This is a genomic window from Burkholderia sp. S-53, from assembly GCF_025560745.1.
Classification (GTDB): domain Bacteria; phylum Pseudomonadota; class Gammaproteobacteria; order Burkholderiales; family Burkholderiaceae; genus Burkholderia; species Burkholderia pyrrocinia.
The window spans coordinates 1,856,856-1,877,452 of record NZ_CP090484.1 but is presented as its reverse complement, the minus strand read 5'-3'; the positions used below and the strand labels follow the sequence as shown (position 1 = coordinate 1,877,452).

General features: G+C 63.2%; 26 protein-coding genes. 15 read left to right on the top strand and 11 right to left on the bottom strand.

Annotated features, from left to right (window positions below; genetic code table 11):
* Positions 1–381: 381 nt before the first annotated feature.
* Positions 382–1,686, bottom strand: a complete 1,305-nt coding sequence (locus LXM88_RS30565; RefSeq protein ID WP_262543162.1) for a dicarboxylate/amino acid:cation symporter — start codon at positions 1,684–1,686, stop codon at positions 382–384.
* A gap of 544 nt (positions 1,687–2,230) precedes the next feature.
* On the opposite strand from LXM88_RS30565, the gene LXM88_RS30560 reads away from it, so the two are divergent.
* The 3 genes from LXM88_RS30560 to LXM88_RS30550 are packed head-to-tail and all read left to right on the top strand — an operon-like array spanning position 2,231 to position 4,700.
* Complete coding sequence (locus tag LXM88_RS30560; RefSeq protein WP_262543161.1) at positions 2,231–3,376, top strand: glycosyltransferase; 1,146 nt, start codon at positions 2,231–2,233, stop codon at positions 3,374–3,376.
* Entirely contained in the window at positions 3,376–3,942 is a 567-nt protein-coding gene (locus LXM88_RS30555) for a hypothetical protein (protein ID WP_262543160.1), read from the top strand. Before LXM88_RS30560 ends, LXM88_RS30555 begins: the two co-directional genes overlap by 1 nt.
* Positions 3,943–3,965: 23 nt before the next feature.
* On the top strand, positions 3,966–4,700 hold the full coding sequence (locus LXM88_RS30550; RefSeq protein WP_262543159.1) for a polysaccharide deacetylase family protein: 735 nt from the start codon (positions 3,966–3,968) through the stop codon (positions 4,698–4,700).
* A gap of 119 nt (positions 4,701–4,819) precedes the next feature.
* On the opposite strand, the gene LXM88_RS30545 is transcribed toward LXM88_RS30550, so the two are convergent.
* Entirely contained in the window at positions 4,820–5,035 is a 216-nt protein-coding gene (locus LXM88_RS30545) for a hypothetical protein (protein WP_082146177.1), read from the bottom strand.
* 727 nt (positions 5,036–5,762) lie between these two features.
* Between LXM88_RS30545 and LXM88_RS30540 the strand changes: the two genes are divergently transcribed.
* The 8 genes from LXM88_RS30540 to LXM88_RS30505 all read left to right on the top strand — a co-directional run bounded on the left by LXM88_RS30540 (position 5,763) and on the right by LXM88_RS30505 (position 9,421).
* On the top strand, positions 5,763–6,047 hold the full coding sequence (locus tag LXM88_RS30540; RefSeq protein ID WP_262543158.1) for a hypothetical protein: 285 nt from the start codon (positions 5,763–5,765) through the stop codon (positions 6,045–6,047).
* A 296-nt stretch (positions 6,048–6,343) separates the two neighbouring features.
* Positions 6,344–6,547 carry a cold-shock protein gene (locus LXM88_RS30535; protein ID WP_174378597.1) on the top strand — a complete coding sequence of 68 codons (204 nt, stop codon included), beginning with the start codon at positions 6,344–6,346 and terminating at the stop codon, positions 6,545–6,547.
* 716 nt (positions 6,548–7,263) lie between these two features.
* Positions 7,264–7,548, top strand: coding sequence for a hypothetical protein (locus LXM88_RS30530; RefSeq protein WP_262546995.1), 285 nt, complete (start codon positions 7,264–7,266; stop codon positions 7,546–7,548).
* A 47-nt stretch (positions 7,549–7,595) separates the two neighbouring features.
* Positions 7,596–7,805 carry a hypothetical protein gene (locus LXM88_RS30525; protein WP_262543157.1) on the top strand — a complete coding sequence of 70 codons (210 nt, stop codon included), beginning with the start codon at positions 7,596–7,598 and terminating at the stop codon, positions 7,803–7,805.
* A gap of 33 nt (positions 7,806–7,838) precedes the next feature.
* Positions 7,839–8,051: a 30S ribosomal protein S21 gene (gene rpsU, locus LXM88_RS30520; protein ID WP_034181433.1), complete on the top strand. Its 213-nt coding sequence runs from the start codon at positions 7,839–7,841 to the stop codon at positions 8,049–8,051.
* 19 nt (positions 8,052–8,070) lie between these two features.
* Entirely contained in the window at positions 8,071–8,268 is a 198-nt protein-coding gene (locus tag LXM88_RS30515; RefSeq protein WP_034181799.1) for a hypothetical protein, read from the top strand.
* Between the two features lie 46 nt (positions 8,269–8,314).
* The gene (locus LXM88_RS30510) at positions 8,315–8,656 is read left to right on the top strand and encodes a hypothetical protein (RefSeq protein WP_262543156.1); all 342 of its coding nucleotides are present in this window, start codon (positions 8,315–8,317) and stop codon (positions 8,654–8,656) included.
* Between the two features lie 585 nt (positions 8,657–9,241).
* Positions 9,242–9,421 (top strand): hypothetical protein, encoded by a 180-nt coding sequence (locus LXM88_RS30505; RefSeq protein WP_262543155.1) that lies wholly within the window; start codon positions 9,242–9,244, stop codon positions 9,419–9,421.
* Between the two features lie 457 nt (positions 9,422–9,878).
* Here the strand turns inward: LXM88_RS30505 and LXM88_RS30500 are convergent, their stop codons facing one another.
* The 4 genes from LXM88_RS30500 to LXM88_RS30485 form a co-directional block, all read right to left on the bottom strand.
* Positions 9,879–11,477, bottom strand: a complete 1,599-nt coding sequence (locus LXM88_RS30500; protein ID WP_262543154.1) for a nitroreductase family protein — start codon at positions 11,475–11,477, stop codon at positions 9,879–9,881.
* 303 nt (positions 11,478–11,780) lie between these two features.
* On the bottom strand, positions 11,781–12,050 hold the full coding sequence (locus tag LXM88_RS30495; protein ID WP_047902012.1) for a DUF1488 domain-containing protein: 270 nt from the start codon (positions 12,048–12,050) through the stop codon (positions 11,781–11,783).
* Entirely contained in the window at positions 12,051–12,530 is a 480-nt protein-coding gene (locus tag LXM88_RS37310) for a hypothetical protein (protein WP_412524143.1), read from the bottom strand. It lies immediately after the preceding gene.
* A 241-nt stretch (positions 12,531–12,771) separates the two neighbouring features.
* Positions 12,772–12,927: a hypothetical protein gene (locus LXM88_RS30485; protein WP_262543152.1), complete on the bottom strand. Its 156-nt coding sequence runs from the start codon at positions 12,925–12,927 to the stop codon at positions 12,772–12,774.
* Here LXM88_RS30485 and LXM88_RS30480 point away from each other — a divergent pair.
* Positions 12,926–13,243, top strand: coding sequence for a hypothetical protein (locus LXM88_RS30480; RefSeq protein WP_262543151.1), 318 nt, complete (start codon positions 12,926–12,928; stop codon positions 13,241–13,243). The genes LXM88_RS30485 and LXM88_RS30480 overlap by 2 nt on opposite strands.
* A 298-nt stretch (positions 13,244–13,541) precedes the next feature.
* Positions 13,542–14,162 carry a trimeric intracellular cation channel family protein gene (locus LXM88_RS30475; RefSeq protein WP_262546992.1) on the top strand — a complete coding sequence of 207 codons (621 nt, stop codon included), beginning with the start codon at positions 13,542–13,544 and terminating at the stop codon, positions 14,160–14,162.
* A 162-nt stretch (positions 14,163–14,324) separates the two neighbouring features.
* On the opposite strand, the gene LXM88_RS30470 is transcribed toward LXM88_RS30475, so the two are convergent.
* The 4 genes from LXM88_RS30470 to LXM88_RS30455 all read right to left on the bottom strand — a co-directional run bounded on the left by LXM88_RS30470 (position 14,325) and on the right by LXM88_RS30455 (position 17,111).
* Positions 14,325–15,122 (bottom strand): hypothetical protein, encoded by a 798-nt coding sequence (locus tag LXM88_RS30470; RefSeq protein ID WP_262543150.1) that lies wholly within the window; start codon positions 15,120–15,122, stop codon positions 14,325–14,327.
* 155 nt (positions 15,123–15,277) lie between these two features.
* Positions 15,278–16,105, bottom strand: coding sequence for a penicillin-binding protein activator LpoB (locus LXM88_RS30465; RefSeq protein ID WP_262543149.1), 828 nt, complete (start codon positions 16,103–16,105; stop codon positions 15,278–15,280).
* 116 nt (positions 16,106–16,221) lie between these two features.
* Positions 16,222–16,809 (bottom strand): tetratricopeptide repeat protein, encoded by a 588-nt coding sequence (locus LXM88_RS30460; RefSeq protein WP_262543148.1) that lies wholly within the window; start codon positions 16,807–16,809, stop codon positions 16,222–16,224.
* Positions 16,810–16,937: 128 nt separating this feature from the next.
* Positions 16,938–17,111 (bottom strand): hypothetical protein, encoded by a 174-nt coding sequence (locus tag LXM88_RS30455; protein WP_262543147.1) that lies wholly within the window; start codon positions 17,109–17,111, stop codon positions 16,938–16,940.
* Between the two features lie 161 nt (positions 17,112–17,272).
* Between LXM88_RS30455 and LXM88_RS30450 the strand changes: the two genes are divergently transcribed.
* Together LXM88_RS30450 and LXM88_RS30445 are read left to right on the top strand one after the other, a co-directional pair.
* Complete coding sequence (locus LXM88_RS30450) at positions 17,273–17,884, top strand: TetR/AcrR family transcriptional regulator (protein ID WP_262546991.1); 612 nt, start codon at positions 17,273–17,275, stop codon at positions 17,882–17,884.
* Between the two features lie 365 nt (positions 17,885–18,249).
* Complete coding sequence (locus tag LXM88_RS30445; protein ID WP_262546989.1) at positions 18,250–18,969, top strand: Crp/Fnr family transcriptional regulator; 720 nt, start codon at positions 18,250–18,252, stop codon at positions 18,967–18,969.
* Between the two features lie 114 nt (positions 18,970–19,083).
* Here LXM88_RS30445 and LXM88_RS30440 read toward each other — a convergent pair whose 3' ends face one another.
* A complete protein-coding gene (locus LXM88_RS30440; protein ID WP_262543146.1) occupies positions 19,084–19,527 on the bottom strand; it encodes a PRC-barrel domain-containing protein in 444 nt (147 codons plus the stop codon).
* Positions 19,528–20,597: the final 1,070 nt, after the last annotated feature.

The following is a 20,597-nucleotide window of genomic DNA, read 5'->3' as shown; positions in this document are numbered from 1 at the left end:
ATATAAATCGAAAAAAATTGCGAGCCGCTCGTGCAGTCGCACTTTTCACCGGATCGGCTTCTATCGCGTTGCCCGCGCAACCATGCGCCCCGACGGCGTGCGCGGCTGCGCGACAGTGAATGTTCACTTGCGCGCTCGATCGGGAATGGGGGAAATCGGAGAAATCAGGCGTTTCGCCTGCGGGAATATCGCCACTTGTTCGGCGACGACAGATTGAAACCGCGAATGCGGTTTCCGGAGAATCGGGAAATAACTACCGCATGCAATGCAGAATCGTTACCCCAAAACAAATCGCCGGCCTGAATCCGTTTCGAATCCAGGCCGGCGACAGTCATTGATCGCGCAGCAGGCAACGTGCCGTCGCCGCCGCGTTGCCGCGCATCATGCCGATGCCGACGTCTCCGGCACCTTCACCTGCGTGACGCGCCCTCCGTCCGAATCGTCGTCGTTGCGCGGCGCATCGAGCTGCCCTTCCCATTTCGCGACCACGGCAGCCGCGATCGAGTTGCCGACGGCGTTGGTGGCCGAGCGCCCCATGTCGAGGAACATGTCGACGCCCATGATCAGCAGCAGCCCCGCCTCGGGCAGGTTGAACTGGTTGAGCGTCGCCGCGATCACGACCAGCGACGCGCGCGGCACGCCCGCCATCCCCTTCGACGTCACCATCAGCATCAGCAGCATCGTGATCTGCGTGCCCAGCGGCAGATGGATACCGTACACCTGCGCGATGAACAGCACCGCGAACGTGCAGTACATCATCGAGCCGTCGAGGTTGAACGAATACCCGATCGGCAGCACGAAACTCGAGATCTTGCGGTTCACGCCGAACCGGTCGAGCGCGTCCAGCAGCTTCGGATACGCGGCCTCGGAGCTCGCCGTCGCGAACGACAGCAGGAACGGCTCGCGGATCAGCCGGATCAACGTGAATGCGCGCTTGCCGAGGAACGTCACGCCGGCGAGCGTCAGCACGCCCCACAGCAGCGCCAGCGCCAGATAGAAGCTCGCCATGAACTTCGCGAACGTGAGCAGGATGCCGAGCCCTTCGGTCGTGATCGTCGACGCCAGCGCCGCGAACACCGCGACCGGCGCAAACCACATCACCGCGCCCGTCACCTTCAGCATCACCTGCGCGAGATCGTCGATCACGCCGGTCAGGCGCTTGCCCGACTCGCCGAGCGCGGACAGCGCGGTGCCGAAGAAGATCGAGAAAACGACGATCTGCAGGATTTCGTTGTTCGCCATCGCCTCCGCGATCGACTTCGGCACCAGATGGACCACGAAATCCTTCAGCGTGAATGCGCCCGTCTTCAGGTTGAGGGCCGCATCGGTCGCCGGCAACGGCAGGCTCAGGTGGCTGCCCGGCTGCAGGATAGTCGCGGTCAGCAGGCCGAGCAGCAACGACGTGAACGATGCGATGAAGAACCAGCCGAACGCCTTGACGCCCACGCGGCCCACCGCGCTGCCGTCGCCCATCTGCGCGATGCCGACGGTCAGCGTCGCGAATACCAGCGGCGCGATGATCATCTTGATCAATCGCAGGAACACGTCGGACAGCAACGACACGTAGCCGGCGACTTCCTTGGCCATCTTCGGGTCGGGAAACGCGCTGTGGCACGCGTAACCCACGGCGATACCAAGAATCATCGCGATGACGATGTACTTCGTGATGTTGTGTCTCTTCTTCATTAGTAATCCAAATTACAAAGCGTGTGCTTCTAACGGCGGGAACATCATTCGCGTCCGGCTGCGAATCGGAACTCACGTCGCAATGCATGCGACAGGCCCGCTTCCGGCGGTCGCCAGGGCGGGCAGGGGGGGCATTCTAACGCAAATGGCGTGCGGGCTTTCAAATCTGAAAGCCGCGCCGGTTGATCTGCGTCCATTCGGCGCCGGAACGGCGGGTTTTGTCGCGATCCAGCCGAGCTGCGCGAGCGGCCATCCGGCGCCGCGATCTCGACCGACAGGCCGCCCGTGCCGGCCGACGGCGACCGGCGACGACATAGAAAGACGATTGCGACACAACCTCACAAAGATGCTCACACCTCGACACTACCGCGCGTAACCGGTATGTAATATTTCGAAATATTTCGATTGCCGCAATGCCCGACGTCATTGCGCAATCGCGCGTCGGAAACGCGGAACCGCGGTCGAGTCATTGCTCCGGACAACGCGAGTCGTTCGCTTCATCAGCAGTCCTCGCAATGAATGAACGGGAAGGATCGGCATCGTGATGAACATTCTGTACACCAACTTCCATGGCGACTACGGCGGCGGTCAGGATACTTACGTCCGCGATCTCGCCGCCGCGATGAGCCGGCATCACCGCGTGACCGTCGCGTCGCCGCAGGGAAGCCGCCTGTCGCGTCTGTTGAAGGACAGCCCCGACGCGACCATCTTCGACATGGAATTCAAGCCGCGCTGGAACCGGCTGTGCCAGGAGCTTGTCCGGCTGCGCCAGTTGATCGTCTCCGAGCGCTTCGACGTCATTCACGTCAACGGGTCCGCCGATCACCGCCAGGTGATGCTGGCCCTGCTCGGGTGCCGGTATCGGCCCGCGGTCGTGCTGACCAAGCACAACACGTATCGCGCCGACAGCTTCGGCAACCTGCTGCGCGCACGGCTTGCGACCGACCACACCATCGCGGTCAGCGACTATGTGGCGAGCATGCTCGCGCTCAGGTCGCCGTACGGCGAAGTCACTGTCGTCAAGCACGGCGTGCGCCGAACGGCCGCGGAGCGACTGGCGGGCGACGAGATCCGCCGCCGCAAGATCGCGCTGTTCGGATCGTCCGGCGCGGACGCGATCGTACTGGGCAGCAGCGCCGGCACCGCGCCGGAAAAAGGCTGGATGGACCTGATCGCGGCGCTCGGCCGCCTGCCCGAACGCGAGCGCGAGCGGTTTCGCGTGCTGCTGGTCGGTGCGGAGCCGTCCGGCGAACAGCGCGAGCAGATCGCGCGGCACGGCATGGCGTCGCGCACCGCGTTCACCGGACGGCTCGACGACGTCAGGGCGCCGTTCTCGATCATCGACGTGTCGTTCGTCCTGTCGTACCACGAGAGCCTGTCGTACGCGTGCCGCGAAGCGATGTCGCTGGGCTGCCCTGCGATCGTGACACGTGTGGGCGGGCTGCCTGAGAACGTCGAACCGGGCGTGGACGGATGGGTCGTCCCGCCGCGCGAGCCCGAAGCGATCGAAGAGATCCTGCGCGCGATCGTGCGCGAGCCCGGCTGCGTCCGCGCGATGGGGCGCAGCGCGCAGCTGAAAGGCAAGCGCGAATTCTCGTTCGACAAATTCGTCGATGCGACCTTGTCCGTCTATCAGAAATCGATTCGACACAACCCCTATCGTTGGGGGACACCCTTGAGATCCCTGTAATGCCGATGAATATCTGGAAGAAGTATTGGGACCTGCGGACACAGGAGTGTCCGTGCGACGTGCATTTCGTCGAATGGCTGGAATCCGTTCGCCTCAAGGGCATCCGCATCTATCACTTCGGCACCGGCGGCCATCACCATGTCGGCGTCGAATGCGCGCGCCCGCACCTGAACAACACCGTCTTCGGCGTGACGGCATCGCCGAAGGAATACAAGTCGTATGTCGATCTCGTCACGCGGCAACCGGAGATCAGCAAGACCTATCTCGCGTATTTCGGCGACATCTATACGAGCAACTCGTACCTGCTGCCGTCGTTCGACGTCGTCACGCTGTTCCATCTGTGCGAGTTCCGCGACGACGCGAACAGCCGTTACGGCGCGATGACCGACGAAGAGGTGCTCGACCTGTTCGCGGCCCATACCGCTCGCGAAGGGCACCTGCTGTTCTACAAGGGCTCGTCCGCCTACCGGAAGGCCGAGCCGATCATCGCGCGATGGGCCGCACATGCCGATTTCGTCGAGGTCGGCGACTTCAAGACCCTGCGGATTTTCCGCAAGGACGCGTAATCCTCCGCTCTCGCGATCCGCCGATGCTGCTGTCCGCCACCCGCTATCCGATCCTGATGTATCACCAGATACGCCCGCTTCCGCCTCCGTCCGACCGGCTGCGCGGCCTGAGCGTTGCGCCCGACGCGTTCCGCCGCCAGATGACGCTGTTCAGGCGGCTCGGCTACCGCGGCCTGAGCGCGCGCGAACTGCAGCCGTATCTGCGCGGGGAGCGCAGCGGGAAGGTGTTCGGCATTTCGTTCGACGACGGCTTTCTCAACGTGCTCACGCACGCGATGCCGGTGCTGGACGAGCTCGGGTTCACCGCGACCTGCTATTTCGTCGCCGGCCGGTTCGGCGGCGTGAACGACTGGGATGCGGGCGCCGATACCGCGCACTCGCCGCTGATGACGTGCGACGACATGCTCGCGTGGCGCGATCACGGTCATGAAATCGGCTCGCATACGCTCGATCACGTCGCGCTGTCGCGCGTGCCGGCGCATGTGTCAGGCGTTCAGGTAGCCGAATCGAAGCGGCGGCTCGAAGCGTTGGGCGGCCAGCGTGTCGAATCGTTCTGCTATCCGTACGGCGATCTCGACGCGCGTGTCCGCGACCAGGTTGCCGCCGCCGGGTACGGCAATGCGACGACGACCCGGCGCGGTTGCGCCGATGCGTCCGACGATCCGTTTCTGCTGCCGCGAATTCCGGTGGCAGGCGGTGTCGGTGCGGTTCGGTTGCTGTTCAAGTGTGCGCGTTCGCGTGTGCGCAAGCGCGGGTAGCGCCGGGCACAAAGGGATCGCAGCGCGATCGCCTCGACCTCGCTCCCTGACAAAACCAGCCTCTTGCTCACTGCGGTTCGATCCCGCGGCGAACACTTCGGACGAGTGACCCGTCGCCCTCAACCAAACTGGGCCGTCAACCATCCTTCGGCCCATTTTGTCGCGTATGCAACCGCGTCGTCGCGCACATCGAAGCCCGCCAGATCACCGCTGGCGTGTACTTCCCGCTCACCGCCGTCCAGCAGAACCGTGGTGATCCTCACATGCGCGATGAACTCTCCATCCGCCCTGCGGGGTGTCGGATCGATCCGGAATCGTGTCGAATTGAAGAGCATGGCTCCTCCCTGTTGGGTTACCGCGAGCCAGGCTGTCGCGGGAGCAGCACGAGAAAGCGTCGGACATCAGGAAGTGCCATGGTCCGGCCCGCCTCCTGACTGGATTCACGACTCGCCATCCTGCTTGTTGCGTGCGGCACGCGACTCGTTACGAACATCGGGAAAGCATTCGCATCAGCCTCGCGGCGACGGTCACGGATAGACCGGCGAATGGCGTGCAGCCCACAAGCGGAGATGGAAGCACGTTGCTCCGGAATACCTTCGGAGCCACTCTCGAGCGATGGGACAAGAGGGGAGCGTCAGCACTATCGATGGTGCCCTGACGATCGGTTATGGCGAGAGGCCCGATCGCATTCGGAGGGGCATGCTGAGCAAGGCGCTGGAATCGGCAATGGGACATCCGACGATTCGATGCTACGCCGTTCCATAAATTTGTATAGCGAAATTTCCAGCACATTCCTGTCGTCACGGCATGGCCTCGTACCGTAGCGAGGTGTGCGTCGCAGCGACAGCGCGTATAGTGGGGCTAGCTTTACCGCCGGTTCCGGAAGACAGTTCGGCATTCGGGGGGCGGCATCGTCCGGGCGCCCGGCCGCGCATCGGAGCCGATTCTCATGGTTGGCATCATGCAGCGTTGTCGACTTCGAAGCAGGCAGCTCCCCGGGGGATCGCGTTGACACGAGCTGGACCGCCTGACGTAAGCCCCTCTGAAGAAACCGCGCCCCCCATGAAAATCGACCGCAGTTCCATTCCCCACTACCTCGTCCTTCGTGCCGGCTGGCCACCCTATGTGTTGAATGCCGACCGCCTGGTGCTCCGCCGCGAAGCGAGCCCGCTATTGCGCGCGTTCGCGCGAACGCGCGGAACGTTCGCGCATGTCGACGACGTCGCGTGGAACATCTTCTCCGATGCAGAAGGCCTTTCAGTGATCGAGCGTCGGGAAACCGGGTTCTTTACGTTGATCACCGGAACCGAGACCGAGCATCAGCTGCATTTGCTGGCAACCCTCTGACGTTGTCGCAGCGACCGCGTACGGTCACGGTCGACGAAGGGCCGCGCACGGGGATTCTTCGGTCATTTTTACGGAATGCTGATTTTTATGGGCGGTCGCTTGTTCTGCCCCTCGGCCGAAAGCGCTTGACACCCTCGTTGCCGAGGCGTACTGTCAGTCGCTGAAGTATTCAAGAAGCGCGATTGCTGCCCATCATTGACCGCGGCCTGCGGTATTCGTTGTCCTCTCCCTCCTTGATTATTTTTTCCCGCGTCCATTCAGGGCGCATACGCTCGTCCATTTTCAGGAGATCTAACATGGATACCGGTACCGTCAAGTGGTTCAACGACAGCAAGGGCTTCGGCTTCATCACGCCCGACGCGGGTGGTGACGATCTGTTCGCGCACTTCTCCGAAATTCGCGGCGACGGCTTCAAGACGCTCGCCGAAGGCCAGAAAGTCAGCTACGAGACGAAGAGCGGCCCCAAAGGCCTGCAGGCGTCGAACATTACCCCCCTGTAGTCCCCCGCAAGCCGTCAGCCCCGTTTGCGAAGCGGCACGTCGCTGCCGCTTCCTGCGCATACGCGCCTCCATCGCGGACGCCACGCGTCCCGATGCAAGCTCGACCGGATCATCCGTTTCGCATCCGGACGTCCGACGTGCGCGTATGCAGATGCCCAGCGCCCTCGCAGCGCGCGTGTCCAGCCGCGCGTGCGTGATCGGACGAGTCCCGTTCACCGGATCGCGCAAGCGGCGCAGCAGGAGAACCCGCATGACCAGAAGTCAAGCTCGCAGTAACAAGGCGCCTGCGCGTGCCAAACTTGCCCTGACCCTGCCCAGGCTCGGCACCGCATTGAACTGGGTGCCGCCCAAGGCTCCGGCTATCGCGAAGTCGCGCCCGAAGAAGCGCCCGCCTGCTCCGTAGCAGCGGACGAACCGACCGCGGCGTGGCGAAGAGGCGGCCACCGCTGCCGCGCAACGTGATCCCGGCGCGATGCGTCGAAGCGCGCAATCCGGAATAAGTTGAACGCCCGACAAACGATGCGCGTATGATGGGTTTATTCGGGCGATCACTTGCCGTCTGACTGCTCCCCCCTCCATCTACCCTCTTGCTGCATCGCCCCTCCGCTGCGCTGCAACGTTGTCCCTTTCACCCCACCGGCACGCCCTGCAACGGCGATACTGGCCGGATGTGTTCGCCCATGCGATTCGCCGTGGCCGAACGCCAGGAGTTTGCCATGAGCATGCATGTCTACCGTGGATTCGAGATTTATCCACTGATTTACCCTCACGTGCCGGCGCCGAATGGCTGCCCGCACAACTACGACGCCGGTTTCGACGCGGCAGTCAAGATTTGCCTGCGCGGCACCACCGACACGCTGACGCAGAGCCAGACGTTCAGATTGCGCGACAACGCGCCGTTTGACAGCGCCGGCGACGCACGCCGTGCTTCCGTGCGCTATGCCGAGAACATGATCGACGACAATCGCGAAACGCAGGGTTTCTTTTCCAGCGCGCTCTGACGCGGCACGTCACGGCAGCGCAACGTGTCGGCATTTTGGAGGACAAAATGATCATCGACGAACTACTTGGCTTGATCAGGCGGTGCGAGGTCACCCGGACCGACGCCGTCCTGCCCGCCGGAATCGCCGACTCGGCACAGAGCCACCAGCAAGAGCTGCAAATGTTCGTGGCAGTACGCGCACTATCGATCGGCGCCGGATATTCGGAATTCGAGTCCGACGAGATCGCGAGCGCCGTCATGACACGACTCGGCTAGTTTTCCGTTCAAACGCTCCCAAACAGGATCTACATGACAACAGTCACACTCAAGGTCAACGAACCGATCGACGTCGCGCTGCGACGATTCCGGCGCACCATCGAGAAAACCGGGCTGATTCGCGAGCTGCGCAGTCGCACCAGCTACGAAAAGCCCACGACGGAACGCAAGCGGAAAAAGGCCAGCGCCGTTTCCAGACAGCGCCTGCGGGCCAAGCGCATGTTGCCGCCGCGCAAGATGTACTAGGGAGCACACCGTGTACAAGATGCCGGGCGACGAGCCGCCGTTTTTCCCGCTGACGAAATGCGAAGTCGATTTCGATCAGCAGAAAGACATGGTGACGCTGCTGCCGAGCTTCTATGCGTTCGGTTGCGAGTACACCAGCCGCGGTTTCCTGATCGGGCGGGACGATGCGTTCAAACTGATTGCCGCGATCGAGAAGGCGCTCAGCATCCAGGGATGAGCCGACGCCGGCACGCTCGCGAGCATCGACAACCAGAAGATGGACTATGCGCGTCCCGACCAAGTACGTTGATTTGCTCTATTTCCTCGTTGTCCTGCAACTCGTCACTCAACGGCAGAGTCGCGAGTGGCTGTCGCCTTTTCAGCTCGTCGAATCGCTGCAAGGATGGTTGATCGTCCATCGTGCGAAATGCGAATGGCGCGATCGGGTCTGGATTGGCCATGCGTCGCTTCAGATAGCGAAGTCGGTCCGCCCGGTCGACAACGCTGCATATTCAGGACCGCTCCCTGGTGCGGCGAAAGACGCGGCGTACCCTCCGCGAGGCGCGCTCGCGGGTCGGTCGAGTCTGCGGATGAAGTGCATCCGCTACCTCAGGGAGAATGTCTGATCGCGGCAGCACTCGCACGGGCGGCAATGCGTCCGCATACGTGCGTTGCAGCACATCGGGCATCCGGAATGAACTTCCGTCTTCGGTGTCGTCTCGCAGCGCCTCCACGCAGGTTCATCACCGCTCGGTAGCTGCGGGATCGGCACATCGCCGAGCGAGATTCGGGCGGAGGGAAGCACGCATGATCAAGTCGTTCTTGCGGTCGCCCAGGTGGATAAAGTCCTCGTCGTCCGTGCGCGCGAGGTCGCCCGTATACAGCCGGACGTCGGCCTGAATCGACACGCGCCCCACTGCGCGGCATCGTACCGACTTCCGCTTCCAGCAGGGCCATGCCGAGGCGACATGCGTGTATCGCCGTCGCCACCGCGCACGCGATCGCCGAATTCACCGGAGCAGACACATGAACGACCTCGAGCACAGGAACGACGACGCCAGCCGGCAACACCGCAAATACGAGCGGGACAACGCTACCGGCTCCTTCGGCGTCGTCGACGGCAAGATCGCTCGACCAGAGATCTGACCCACCAACCGCAGCGGATTCGCCGCGACTGGCCAGCAACCCGCTCACCTCGCTCCGAGGGAACCATGAAATACCCGGAAAGCACGGCAATCGATCGACGCGATCAGGCAACCCGACAACAGCAGCGCGACGACCTCGCCCGCGCCGACATCGAACGGGCCGACAAGCGTACGCAAAACGACGCCCGCATCGACTCCAATGCGGGCAAGTGGCGCTACGTCCGTCCCGACCAGCAGGTGAAGTAAATGACACGGCACTGCTCCCGCCGCAGGCGGCGGATGACGTTCGCGCCTCGCGTCGTCGTGCGCGCGTCGCGCAGGCTGCACCGCAGACGTTCCGGCATCAGGCATCCTGGCGCAGACGGATCGAGCACTCGGCGCAGGCCTTGATCCCGCACGGCTCCGCACGACGACACCGCTCGTGCATCCGGGCCGGCCATGGTTCGTTCGATGCGGGCGTGCGCTTGCAGCGTTGCGTCGTCGACCACAGCCCTTGCTCGGAAGCAGGCGTGGTTTCAATGCTGCTCGCACAACGGTCGCCAATCTCGATGCCACCAGCGGACGGATGTACCGACAGCCGACTTGTCCTGGCATGGCTTGCGAACGCGATTCATCGGATTCATCCGCCCGGATTGTGTCGCTTCACCGACGCGGGAGAGCCTTGCGGATGTCCCCTCGCCGGGATCGAAGCGCGAGTTGTGCGTCAACGCTGAATCTCGTACGGCGGAAATGCCGACAGTCGCGGATCGTCCACCGCACCACCGACGGTGAAGTGATACAGCGATTGCCACACATGATCCTTCGCGCCGAGCAATGCGTGCATTTCATCGTCGAAAAAGCAGCCAATCCCGGTCGCGCGCACGCCGGCGGCTTCTGCTTCGAGATAGAGCGCGTGGCCAAGCATCCCGCATTCCCAGAACAGATGGCGATAACGCCATGGTTGCTTCAACGCGATTTCGAATCTCGCGATTATCCCGAGCGCGAAGCAGGAATCGGCGCCGATATCCTGGTGGCAGCAGATCAACCTTGCCGCCGCGCGCAGATCGTAAGGCAGTAGGAGATAAAGCGGCAGGTCGTCCGGCCCGGTCTTTTCCCACAGCCATTCCGGACGCAGGGATCGCTTGAGATCCGGCAGTGCGCCCGGGGTTCTTGCGAGCATATAGAGGCCCGGCTCCAGGCCGTCGACGCGATGCACCAACAGCGCCGCATGCACTGCGGCAGGAGACGTCAGCGCATTCCACGGCGGCGTGCCGGGACGTGCCAGCAGGCAGGTCAGCATGCTGAAGAAGGCCGCGTCGCCGATGCGCGTCGTGCCATCGAAATTCACGGCGCTGCGACGCTGTCTGGCGATCCGGGCGAAGCCGAGATCTAGGGCTGGCGGCGCCGGCGCCGGGCACGGCTCCGGGTTCGGCGACGGTGGTTCGCGCGTACGGGGCTTGTGTGTGGCGCGATGAATCGAATCGATGTCGGGCCACGCCACATGTCCCGAACTCAGCAGATTGGCGCGCCCGTGCCACTGTGCGTCGTCCAACGCGATCCGCATCCTGTCGAGATCGGGTCGCGCGTCGGGGTCGCCAATCCACAGCAAAAGATCCGGCGCCTCCGTTTCCGCTTCCCCGAAATCTTCACGGCGGTTCACTCCAAGCAAGTCGGCCACGACATCGTCCGCGGCCGCTTCCAGCAACCGCGTCTGCCAGCCGAGCGCAGCTGCTGCGTAACTCATCGCAGCGATGACATGGCCGCAATCCTGCTGGCAGTAGCGCCACGCGCGCATGCCGTATTTCCACGCTTCGCGCCAGTGGATCGAGCTTATGCCGACCAGGACACCGCTTTCCGAAAACGCGTCCGTCCATTGCGGCTCGTCCACCGCCGCACGATGTTCAAGTGCATGATCCCGGCTCAGGTAGTGGTAGACGCCTGCGGACAAGCCCGGCAGCGCCGGACACAGAAGATAACCCTCGGTCGGATGCAGATTTCCGCTCGACGGGTTGCAGCGCAGTGCCCACCGCTCGGCGCCATAGGATTTCCACGCCGACAAGCCGAGCGAGAGTTCGAACAGGATTGCCAGAGTGGACAGATCGAATCGGTGCGCGGGCGGCAGGACGCCGCAACGCAACGCGTTGTAGCGCGTGGCCAGCGTGTCCGCGGCCAACGGCAGATCGACGCGCGGTGCGCCGTGAAACACCCGGAACGGGTCCGGCTGGGTTGCCCAGTCGAGCCTCCCGGGGCCAGGCGCGTAGGAGTCGAGACGGTGCTTGCTGCGTTCGTGATAATCAAGCAGCGCATGCGTTGACCGATCCATGTCCACCTCAGACCCGGAATACCTGCACACGCGACTGTACAAAACCGGATCGCTCGATGTCGGAGCGCGACCGTCATCACGTCGCGGAATCCGGTGTGCACCTTCAATGTCGAATTCGCCGAGGTGCGAGTCCTTGTTTTCCGCGACGGTCGTCGGTATGCGATCGCCAGAAAATGGCCACCTGCCCGCCTGATCGAGCCGCCCGAACGATCGGCGGCCCCGACGCCCGCGGACGGCTACTCACGGCCCGTGGAGGTCAGCAGGAAGACGCACGTCGGGTGCGTGCGCACACTGCGCCCCGTCTCACGAAATCGTGTACCTGTTCTGGGGACCGCCCTTGTAAAGGTCCCTGGCGAGTCCCAGAATCCGGTCGCGGTTGCGGTCGAAGGCAGCAAGCAACGCGGGCTCGCTGGAATCCATGTCGGCGTTCAGCTTCGCCAACATCGCATCGTCGACCAGAAAGGTAATCTCGCGAGAAGAATTGTCGTAGCCCCAGAAGCACACGCAGTGCCTGGACATGTCGTAGGTGCGGCTGGGATTAGGAAAGTTGATTGTCGCGTCACTGTTCCCCATCTAATCCTCCTGACAGATATAACGCCACTTGCTCGCGTTGACGTTAATGCGGGCGTCGTTTTCGCGCCGCTTCTCGGCACGCTCGATGTCCGCGCGCTTCAGTGCCTGGGCGCGAGACTTTTGCGCGTCGACGTAATCGTTTTGCCTGACGGGCGTGGCTGACTTCCGTTCGGTCTGCTTGGGCATGCCGGTTCCCGAAAAATGAATTTCAAATGTCAGAACCGTCGCGGTGACCAAATATCGTCGTCGTGCGCCCTGCAGGACGCACGGACGACTACCCGCGGGCTTGCCGCCGACGGCCTCTGTTGCGCACTGAACTGCCGGATCGAGCCTCACGGGAAGGCCAGGTTGACGCGCGAGGTTCGCAGCTTCGACGTTTGCGCGCGGGATCGTGGTGGTGAGCGTTCTGCGGAGCCGTGCGGACAGGGGGAAACGCAAGGAGTCGAAGCAAAACCACCGGTCGCGCACATCGAACCTCACGAGAATGCGCCCTATATCCCGGCCATGCAAGCGCTATCTCGCATCGTGGCCATGAACGGCACGATCTCCGCACAAGCCACACTGCTGTCATCAACCCGGACATGGCAACAGCCGGCCAGCGATTTTCTCGGCCCCACGACCCAAGCGAAACGCAGCGTGCGCGACGCGCTTGTTCAGCGTGGCGCACAACTGCCGTCACTGCGCTTTAGAGCGAAATCGGAACCCGTCGTCGATCACGCCGTCAGTGCTTGTGATGCATCCAGCTCATGTGATGTGCATCAAGCCACTGGACCATCCCTTCGCCCTTGTGGTCGCGCACATAACGTAGCGCCAGCATGACCACGATGGCCAGAATGACCGCCAGGCCAACCACAAAGCTAATCATCGACTGAGTCATGGCAGCCTCCTTGCAAGGTTGCGACCATCCTTACATTGTAGGCGATGCATGCACGGAAACCAGCGTCCGGCAAGGCTTCTGTCCCTCAGGAAAACGAATCGGCACTTCCCTGGCACGGCGGTCGATGGATGCCGCCAGCTTCACCTCGGTTCCGGCCAATTTTCCGGTACGCCAGACCAAAGAGGGCCGGCGTCTGGTCGGTTTCTGCCGACTGCTCGCCAGCAGTCTCGCGGCTGACGCTCAGGATTTGCGTGGCAATTCAGAACGCGGTGCGATCGCGTCACCAGCCGGCACGCGCGTCGTCACCAACCCATAGCGGATTATTACGGAGTCCACTACATCTCGCGTTGCGAAGCCTGCGCAAGACCGTACATACAATCACGATCGAATCAACCTGCAGCTCAGGAGGCCAACGCGCGTCGAGTTCCGGATTCGATTCGCGTAGGATTCGTTTCACCGCTGCCGATATTCCGAGGCCCCATTCGGTGTCGGGAAACGCGTCGTACCCACCAGATCGCGTCGCCAATGGCCTGAACCCGGAAACCGGTGCCGTTTGTTTCGCCATTTTCATTCAACATCCGCGCGCATGCGCGGGTTCTCCTCTTCCGCGCTCGATGAAAACGACAACAAAACTCGTTCTGGCAGCCGATCTGGCCGGCACGGCCGTGTTCGCCGTCGAAGGCGCGGTCGCCGCCATGCGCGGCGGCCTCGATCTGCTCGGCGTGATGGTCATCGCGTTCACCGTCGCGCTCGGTGGCGGCGTCATCCGGGACCTGTTGATCGGTGCAGCGCCACCGAATGCAATCCGCGACTGGCGCTATCCCGCGCTGGCGTTCACGATGGGGCTCGTCACCTTCGCGTTTCACGCGCAAATCCTCGGCATCCCCGACCTGGTCCTCGTCGCGCTCGACGCGGCAGGGCTCGCGTTGTTTGCAGTCGCCGGCGCGCAGAAAGCGGTCGAATACGGGATCGGCCCATTCATCGCGGCGCTGATGGGCGTCGTGACAGGCGTCGGCGGCGGCGTGGTGCGCGACCTTCTGCTCGCGGGTGTGCCGACGGTGCTGGTGACGGACATATACGCGAGCGCGGCGTTCGTCGGCGGAGCGCTGGTCGTCGCCGGCCGTCGAGCAGGATTGCCGCCTGTCGTTGCCGCAGTGGGTGCGGGCGCCGCCTGCCTTGCCCTGCGGCTCACCGCGGTACGCTATGGCTGGCATCTGCCGCGCGCGCAGCTCTGATACGCGTCGCGCTACCGACGTCACTCCACGTGGAAGCCCGGAATGGACACCGGCCGTCAGCGGCTACGACTTGCCCGACACACTGAGGCGCAAGCGGCGCCGCGGAGCGGATCGCCGGACCTGTCCCGCCATCGTCGCCCGCCGGCACGTCCGTCGGTGCGTTCAGTACGACTTGCCGGCAACGGTGGCCGACTCCAGTTCGCGCGTCAGGATCTGGGCGCCACCTACGGAGGCGACCGACTTGACCATGCCGACGCCCGGCGCCAGCCAATCATCCGCGATCGTCGTGCTCGCTGACTTCGAATTGGAGAGCGTCTCCGTGGTGTGATAGTGGCACGCATTCGCGAAGACCTTGCCGTTCTTGAGGCTGACCGTTTCGCGTGCGACATAGGCACGCTGTATCGAGATCGATGTGGTTGCCCCGCTCGACGGAACGACCGGCGTATCCACGTAATTGACCGTTTCGCTTCCCGATAGCCCGATCGTTTCGACATACGGCGGCGAGTTCACGTCGCGCAGCACGAGGGTGCCCGAGCTGTAGACTTCGCTGCCGTAATTCGTGCGCACGCCGTTGCCGACGAGATAGTAGTGATTGGTCTGGATGGGTGAGCCGGCCGTCGTTTCGGCCTGCTGGGTCAGCGCGACGCCCTGGAACGTCGCCGGCGCATAGGTCCGGGCGTATACGCCGTTGTCGACGGCCGGGCTTTGCGGCGTCGTTTGCGAATACAGGCGCAGATTCACGGTATCGCCGGGCTGGTAAACCGGATCGCACTCGAGGTTCGAGGTCCCGGTCGCGCCTGAGCTACCGCTCGGCGCACCCGGGGTCGGCGTCGCGCCGGCATTGCCGTTCGCAGCGCTCTGGGCGCCCGGAGCCGGCGAATCGTCTCCGCCGCCGCAGGCGGCCAGCACCACACTCATCAGAGCCGCCATCGGGAACCCGACGATTTGTTTCTTGTTCATTTATTCCTCTCGAGCTGGTTGACGAAAATGCCCTCGGAAAGCGCTTGTCGTTGCGCCGGTCATCGCACGCTGCGACGACGCGGCCGTCGCACACGCCATCGCGAGCGATGCGATTCCCGGACTGACGGGGATAGGGCCCGCCGCGCGGGCCGCGATCAGTTGACCTGCAACTGGCCACCGCGACCGAGGCCGCCCTTGACGTCCTGCGCCTTGTAGCTGCGCAGTGCGACGACCATCTTGTTGAATGCGTCGATGAACGCAACGACCGTCGCCTTGCCTTCCGGCGTCGACGAGAAGCCGGCAAGCGCGCCGCCCACGCCGCCGCCGAAGCCGCCCAGCGCCGCGCCGTAGTTGGTCGCCGTCGAGCTGCCCTCCGACGCCGCGATCTGCACCGCCGAGCGCACGTCGAACAGCGTCAGCGTCACGACCGACGCCTTCGTCTGCAGATGGCCGGCCACCGCCGCCACCGCGCCGTTGCCGATCAGCCCGCCGATCATGCTGCCGATGCCGCCGATCGGCGAATCGTTGATGACGATCTGCGGCTCCATGTAGTAGTCGGCCGCGACACGCTGGCCCTTCTGCTGCTTCGAGCCCGCGCGGTATTCGCCCGAGCCGCGCTGCAGCTGCGTGATGCGCGACAGGCGCGCGTCGCTCTTCTGGTTGCCGATCGACGTGATCACGAAGCAGTTCGACTGCTGGACCGCCAGGCGCAGCAGCGGGTCGATCGTCGTCATCTTGGTCGCGCTGCCGAACGGGCCCCACCAGTCGGCGTTGCGGCCGTCGTCCACGGCGATCGTGCCGAGCGGCGACGCGCAGCGCTGCAGCCCCGAATCGGCGCCCGCGCTCGTGCCGCCTGCCGCGGCGCCCGTCACGCCGGCGTTCTGGCCGCCGGGTGTCACCACGCCGCCGCACCCCGCGACGGACGCGCCAAGCGCTGCGACCAGCGCACCTTGAGTAAGACGATGGGAAAGATTGGTCTTCATGTCGTTATCGATCGATAGAGTCGTTGTTCGGCTTATGTGTTCGTGCGAACTGCGTAAGCCCCCCGGCGTAGCGCGATGGTGGTCTCCCCGCTGCCGCCCCGTTGCTTCCGCCCGGGTCAGTAGTACCAGTACGTCTGATTCCAGACGCCGTAGTACGGATAGCCCGAGTACCAGTAGCCGTAATAGACGTCACGCCATTGCGTGCGCCATTTCCAGTCTTCTTCGTCTTCTTTCTTCGCCTTGCGCGCGAGCTCGAGCAGCTTCTTCGATTCCTTGTCGCCGCGGCTGGCCGCGATCGACAGCCACTTGTCCGCTTCGCGCGGATCGGAGCCCATCTCCTCGAGGCCGAACAGGTAGAAACCGCCGAGCGCCTTCTGCGCCTGCAAGTTGCCGCGCTCGGCGGCGTCGCGCATCCACTTGAGTGCCTGGTAGCTGTCCTGGCGCACGCCGTCGCCGCGGAAATAACGCAGGCCGAGATCGTAGGCCGCCTTCGGCTGGGCCTTCGCGGCCTGCTTCAGCGCGACGATGCGCGGGTCTTCGCGATCTTCCGCATCGTCCTTCTTTTGGTAGGAGACCTGATCTTTAGGTCGATAGGAACAGCCGGTGTCGTCGCAGATCCGCACCGTGTTGCTGGTCACGGACGGGTCCTGCGCGCACGCGGCCAACAGCAACAGCAGCCCCGGTGCGAGTAAACGGCGGTACATTTTGGTACTTCCCTCAAGTTTTATTCGCGCCGACTGCTTCGCGCGACCCCGCCCTGCGAGCATGCACCGGTTTGCGCGCGGCGCGGCGAACACCATCCGCCAGCGCCGACACGCAGCCCAAAGCTCTCTCAGGTTCTCTTTTCGTCCTGCATGACCACCGCACCGTCAGAAGCCGGCGAGACGCACAGCGCGCCGCCCCGGCATCCGTTCAACTCCGCCACCGTGCCCGCTGCGGCACCGTCGCGCGGTGAATCGATGGCCGGCGCTCCTGGTTTTTTAAAGCACGCATCATCGACTGTCATTTTCTGTTTTCAAATGATACATATCGGTCTATATCATAGTCAAGACAACTTGCGAACGCGCATCATGTGGGCCCGCCAGGTCCGGGAGGCCGGATGTGACCGATCGGTACGATGCTAAAATAGTCGATCTACGCAGTCGGAAGTCAAGGAGGGAATTGTTCGTGAGAGCCAGCAAACGCCAGTTGGTGGTAGACAAAGCTACCGAACTGTTCTCGAAGCACGGTTTTCATCCGGTCGGTGTCGACTGGATCATCGACGATTCCCGCGTTGCCCGAATGACGCTATATCGGCATTTTCCGAGCAAGGACGAACTGATCCGGGAAGTGCTGGTTCAGCGATACGACCTGATCGTAGGCAGTATCGACGCGCAACTGCAGCACGTCGCCGATCCGGTCGAGCGGGTCAAGACGATCTTCGACTGGTACGAAGCGTGGTTCAATACGCCGGCGTTCGCCGGCTGCCTGTTCGAGCGCGCACTGGCCGAATTCGGAACGGCGTATGCGCCCATCTCGGATGTCGCGATCCGCTATCGCCGCAAGATGGTCGAATGGATCGCCGAACTGCTCGCGGATCTCGTATCTCCTGAAACGGCAAAACGGCTGGCAGCCGTTTACATGATGCTGCTGGACGGTGCGACCGTCGACGCAAGAGCGTTCAACGATTCGGCGTCCGCGGGGCGAGCGTGGCACGCTGCGAAATCGCTTCTGGAACAGGAAATGCGTGGCGACACCGAGCATGCGAAACATGCGGACGCCCATACGCAACACGTGTGACGGGTTGTCCCAACCGTACGTTGCGGGTCTGCAAAATATAGGATCGGCGCCCCACTGCGCGATCGACGCCATGGGGCCTGGCGACCGCGATTTCCCGTAACGTGTTCCGTGAAATATCGGTTCCATATCGAGCGCGCGCGATTGCGCGCACCTTGATGGGACATGTGCCGACACTATAATTTTTGAACGTAGATTCGCATTCGAACGGCTATCCCGAACTCATCGAGAAAAGGGACGCACTGCGCCCCTCCCGTCCGGCCGTCGGATCGGTAAGATATGACGGTTGGCCCCTCCCGCCGATTCCCGCTGCGCCCACATCGGCCGGATTATCCGTCGTCAGCCTGGCGCAAGCGCAGGAGCCACGCATGCAGGACAACCCGCCCATTATCGAAAATCACCTGCTTGCCGCGCTGCCGGAAAACGAGCGCGCCCACCTCGCCGCACACCTGGCGCTCGTCGACATGCCGTTGGGAACAGTGCTCTCCGAGTCGGGCGGCCAGCTTCATCACGTCTATTTTCCGACCACGTCGATCGTGTCGCTGCTGTATGTGATGGAGGACGGTTCGTCCGCTGAAATCGCGATCGTCGGCCATGAAGGCATGATCGGCGTGTCGCTGTTCATGGGCGGTGAAACGACGCCGAGTCGCGCCGTCGTGCAAAGCGCGGGGCAGGCCTACCGGCTCGACGCGAGCATCCTGAAAGAAGAATTCCGGCGCGGCAACGCGATGCAGCGCCTGTTGCTGCGCTATACCCAGGCGCTCATCACGCAGATGGCGCAGACCGCGGTGTGCAACCGGCATCACTCGATCGATCAGCAACTGTGTCGCTGGCTGTTGCTCAGCCTCGACCGCCTGCCTTCGAACCAGCTGCGCATGACGCAGGAACTGATCGCCAACATGCTGGGCGTGCGCAGGTCGGGCGTGACGGAAGCGGCATTGAAGCTGCAGGACGCGGGTCTCATCCGCTACAACTACGGCCATATCGAGGTGCTCGACCGGCCGGGGCTCGAAAAGCGCGTGTGCGAATGCTACAGCGTGGTCAAACGCGAATTCGACCGCCTGCTTCCCGATCTGAAGCGGCTCTAGCCGCCACTGCACCGCATCGTACCGGCCTTCACTGCAGATGCCCTTGATGCCTGCGAACGCGTGGAAGCGGACGAGCGACACCTTGCCGCCAGCGACGCGACGGACCAGATACCGTCAGGCTACCCAGTACGGCGTCCGGTTGTAGTACTGGTGAAGCGACATTCCCCACTGTGATTGCGTCATCACCGGCCAATGCTCGTCGTCGAAGCCCGGGGTGCCTTTGACATGCGCGCCGGTCACATCCAGATGGAAGCATTTATCGCCGGTATCGTATTTCATCGCACTCCACGGAATGGCGCAAAGCATCTCGCCCGGTCCTCCGCTGGAAGCAACCGCGTACGCAATTCTGCCGTGGTGCAAATCGAGCACGATGTCGAAGACGTTTCCAATATCCTCACCGTCCGACGCGATGATCTTGCTGCCCTTCAGGACATCCGCGGTCGTGACCATACGACCGGGTTCATCGCCTGCGTCGCGTCCGGCAAGCCTGCCCCCGTTGCCATCATCCCCAGATCGATTGGGGGTATGGAACATCCTCATGATGTCCTCCTTGGACAAGATCCGCGAATATCCATTTCGTGCACAGTCTCGACATTGACGATGGCACTCAACGCACGAGAAAACGCTGCGCGCAAAGGCATCGGAAGTCGGTACGGTTCCGTACCCGGACATACCGGGAATATCGGCCCGCCGTCGCGCTGTCCGATACCGCCGCGTTCATCGATATCGCCGAATACCGGCGACGACTCGATGGTTCCCGGTCACATCGGAAGCCGACGCTCAGGTACGGCAGGATCCGCCTGATGAAGACTGCATGGAGCGCTGTCGTCCGTCATGTCCGAATGCTGTCGACCATCGACAGCGCATTCGCGATTGCGAACCGGACTTCACGCCATACGATGCCTCGTGCGGGGGCATCATCGTGAACCCGGTGATCGAATCGATGGAAGCGCATTCCCTACTGGCGGGCGGCAAGGCCGTCGTGTATCGGGCCATTCCGTTCGTCTTCATCGCCGTCGTCTGCGCAAGGCGCCGACCCGCGCCGCGCAACTCGTGCTAACGGTGCTTGATGTGCGACGACTTCCGGTGATGCTTTCGATGGGCCGGGCGGGAAATCATCCTGGTGACACCGCCTATCGACGGAGGATCGCTGGCGGGGAACGTCCCCTCGACCGCCTCGTCGACATTGCGTTCGCTCTTGCCGCCGTTCGTATGCTGCTCTCGATACCTGTTGCGCATAGCCGCCTCCATGGAGCTGATTGTCGGACCAGGCGGACCCGGATTCGACTCGCCGCGTGCGGACGACCCGCCAGCGTGGAATGCCGCCGGTCATGACGCCAGCATAGGCCCGATTTGAAAATTCCGCTGGGCACGATCGGGATCCAACGCGTAACGCCGGACATCGGGAATCGGGCACGGTCGCAGCGCCGACAAGCGCGCAGGCAAACCGTCCGGCATCGGACAGACTGAGCCCGCGCATCGCGCGTATAGCTACGCTACCGGGCCGATTCCGGCTGCCCCGTTCGCCCGGCAGCCCATCGACGTGGCGACCCTCACTGCTTCGTGATCCTGACGATACAGATCGAGAGCATGTTAAGCGACATGTCGGGACGGACGGTTCGCCGCCG

Bases quoted from the DNA above. Each gene is read 5' to 3' on its own strand.
- LXM88_RS30515 (WP_034181799.1), top strand. From the start codon at position 8,071: ATGCCGGGCGACGAGCCGCCGTTTTTCCCGCTGACGAAATGCGAAGTC.
- LXM88_RS30465 (WP_262543149.1), bottom strand. From the start codon at position 16,105: ATGAAGACCAATCTTTCCCATCGTCTTACTCAAGGTGCGCTGGTCGCA.
- LXM88_RS30495 (WP_047902012.1), bottom strand. From the start codon at position 12,050: ATGGGGAACAGTGACGCGACAATCAACTTTCCTAATCCCAGCCGCACC.
- LXM88_RS30540 (WP_262543158.1), top strand. From the start codon at position 5,763: ATGAAAATCGACCGCAGTTCCATTCCCCACTACCTCGTCCTTCGTGCC.
- LXM88_RS30525 (WP_262543157.1), top strand. From the start codon at position 7,596: ATGATCATCGACGAACTACTTGGCTTGATCAGGCGGTGCGAGGTCACC.
- LXM88_RS30480 (WP_262543151.1), top strand. From the start codon at position 12,926: ATGGCAGCCTCCTTGCAAGGTTGCGACCATCCTTACATTGTAGGCGAT.
- LXM88_RS30500 (WP_262543154.1), bottom strand. From the start codon at position 11,477: ATGGATCGGTCAACGCATGCGCTGCTTGATTATCACGAACGCAGCAAG.
- LXM88_RS30565 (WP_262543162.1), bottom strand. From the start codon at position 1,686: ATGAAGAAGAGACACAACATCACGAAGTACATCGTCATCGCGATGATT.
- LXM88_RS30455 (WP_262543147.1), bottom strand. From the start codon at position 17,111: ATGACAGTCGATGATGCGTGCTTTAAAAAACCAGGAGCGCCGGCCATC.
- LXM88_RS30505 (WP_262543155.1), top strand. From the start codon at position 9,242: ATGAAATACCCGGAAAGCACGGCAATCGATCGACGCGATCAGGCAACC.
- LXM88_RS30510 (WP_262543156.1), top strand. From the start codon at position 8,315: ATGCGCGTCCCGACCAAGTACGTTGATTTGCTCTATTTCCTCGTTGTC.
- LXM88_RS30545 (WP_082146177.1), bottom strand. From the start codon at position 5,035: ATGCTCTTCAATTCGACACGATTCCGGATCGATCCGACACCCCGCAGG.
- LXM88_RS30485 (WP_262543152.1), bottom strand. From the start codon at position 12,927: ATGACTCAGTCGATGATTAGCTTTGTGGTTGGCCTGGCGGTCATTCTG.
- LXM88_RS30555 (WP_262543160.1), top strand. From the start codon at position 3,376: ATGCCGATGAATATCTGGAAGAAGTATTGGGACCTGCGGACACAGGAG.
- LXM88_RS30535 (WP_174378597.1), top strand. From the start codon at position 6,344: ATGGATACCGGTACCGTCAAGTGGTTCAACGACAGCAAGGGCTTCGGC.
- LXM88_RS30475 (WP_262546992.1), top strand. From the start codon at position 13,542: ATGAAAACGACAACAAAACTCGTTCTGGCAGCCGATCTGGCCGGCACG.
- LXM88_RS30445 (WP_262546989.1), top strand. From the start codon at position 18,250: ATGCAGGACAACCCGCCCATTATCGAAAATCACCTGCTTGCCGCGCTG.
- LXM88_RS30460 (WP_262543148.1), bottom strand. From the start codon at position 16,809: ATGTACCGCCGTTTACTCGCACCGGGGCTGCTGTTGCTGTTGGCCGCG.
- LXM88_RS30530 (WP_262546995.1), top strand. From the start codon at position 7,264: ATGAGCATGCATGTCTACCGTGGATTCGAGATTTATCCACTGATTTAC.
- LXM88_RS30470 (WP_262543150.1), bottom strand. From the start codon at position 15,122: ATGAACAAGAAACAAATCGTCGGGTTCCCGATGGCGGCTCTGATGAGT.
- LXM88_RS30550 (WP_262543159.1), top strand. From the start codon at position 3,966: ATGCTGCTGTCCGCCACCCGCTATCCGATCCTGATGTATCACCAGATA.
- LXM88_RS30560 (WP_262543161.1), top strand. From the start codon at position 2,231: ATGAACATTCTGTACACCAACTTCCATGGCGACTACGGCGGCGGTCAG.
- rpsU (WP_034181433.1), top strand. From the start codon at position 7,839: ATGACAACAGTCACACTCAAGGTCAACGAACCGATCGACGTCGCGCTG.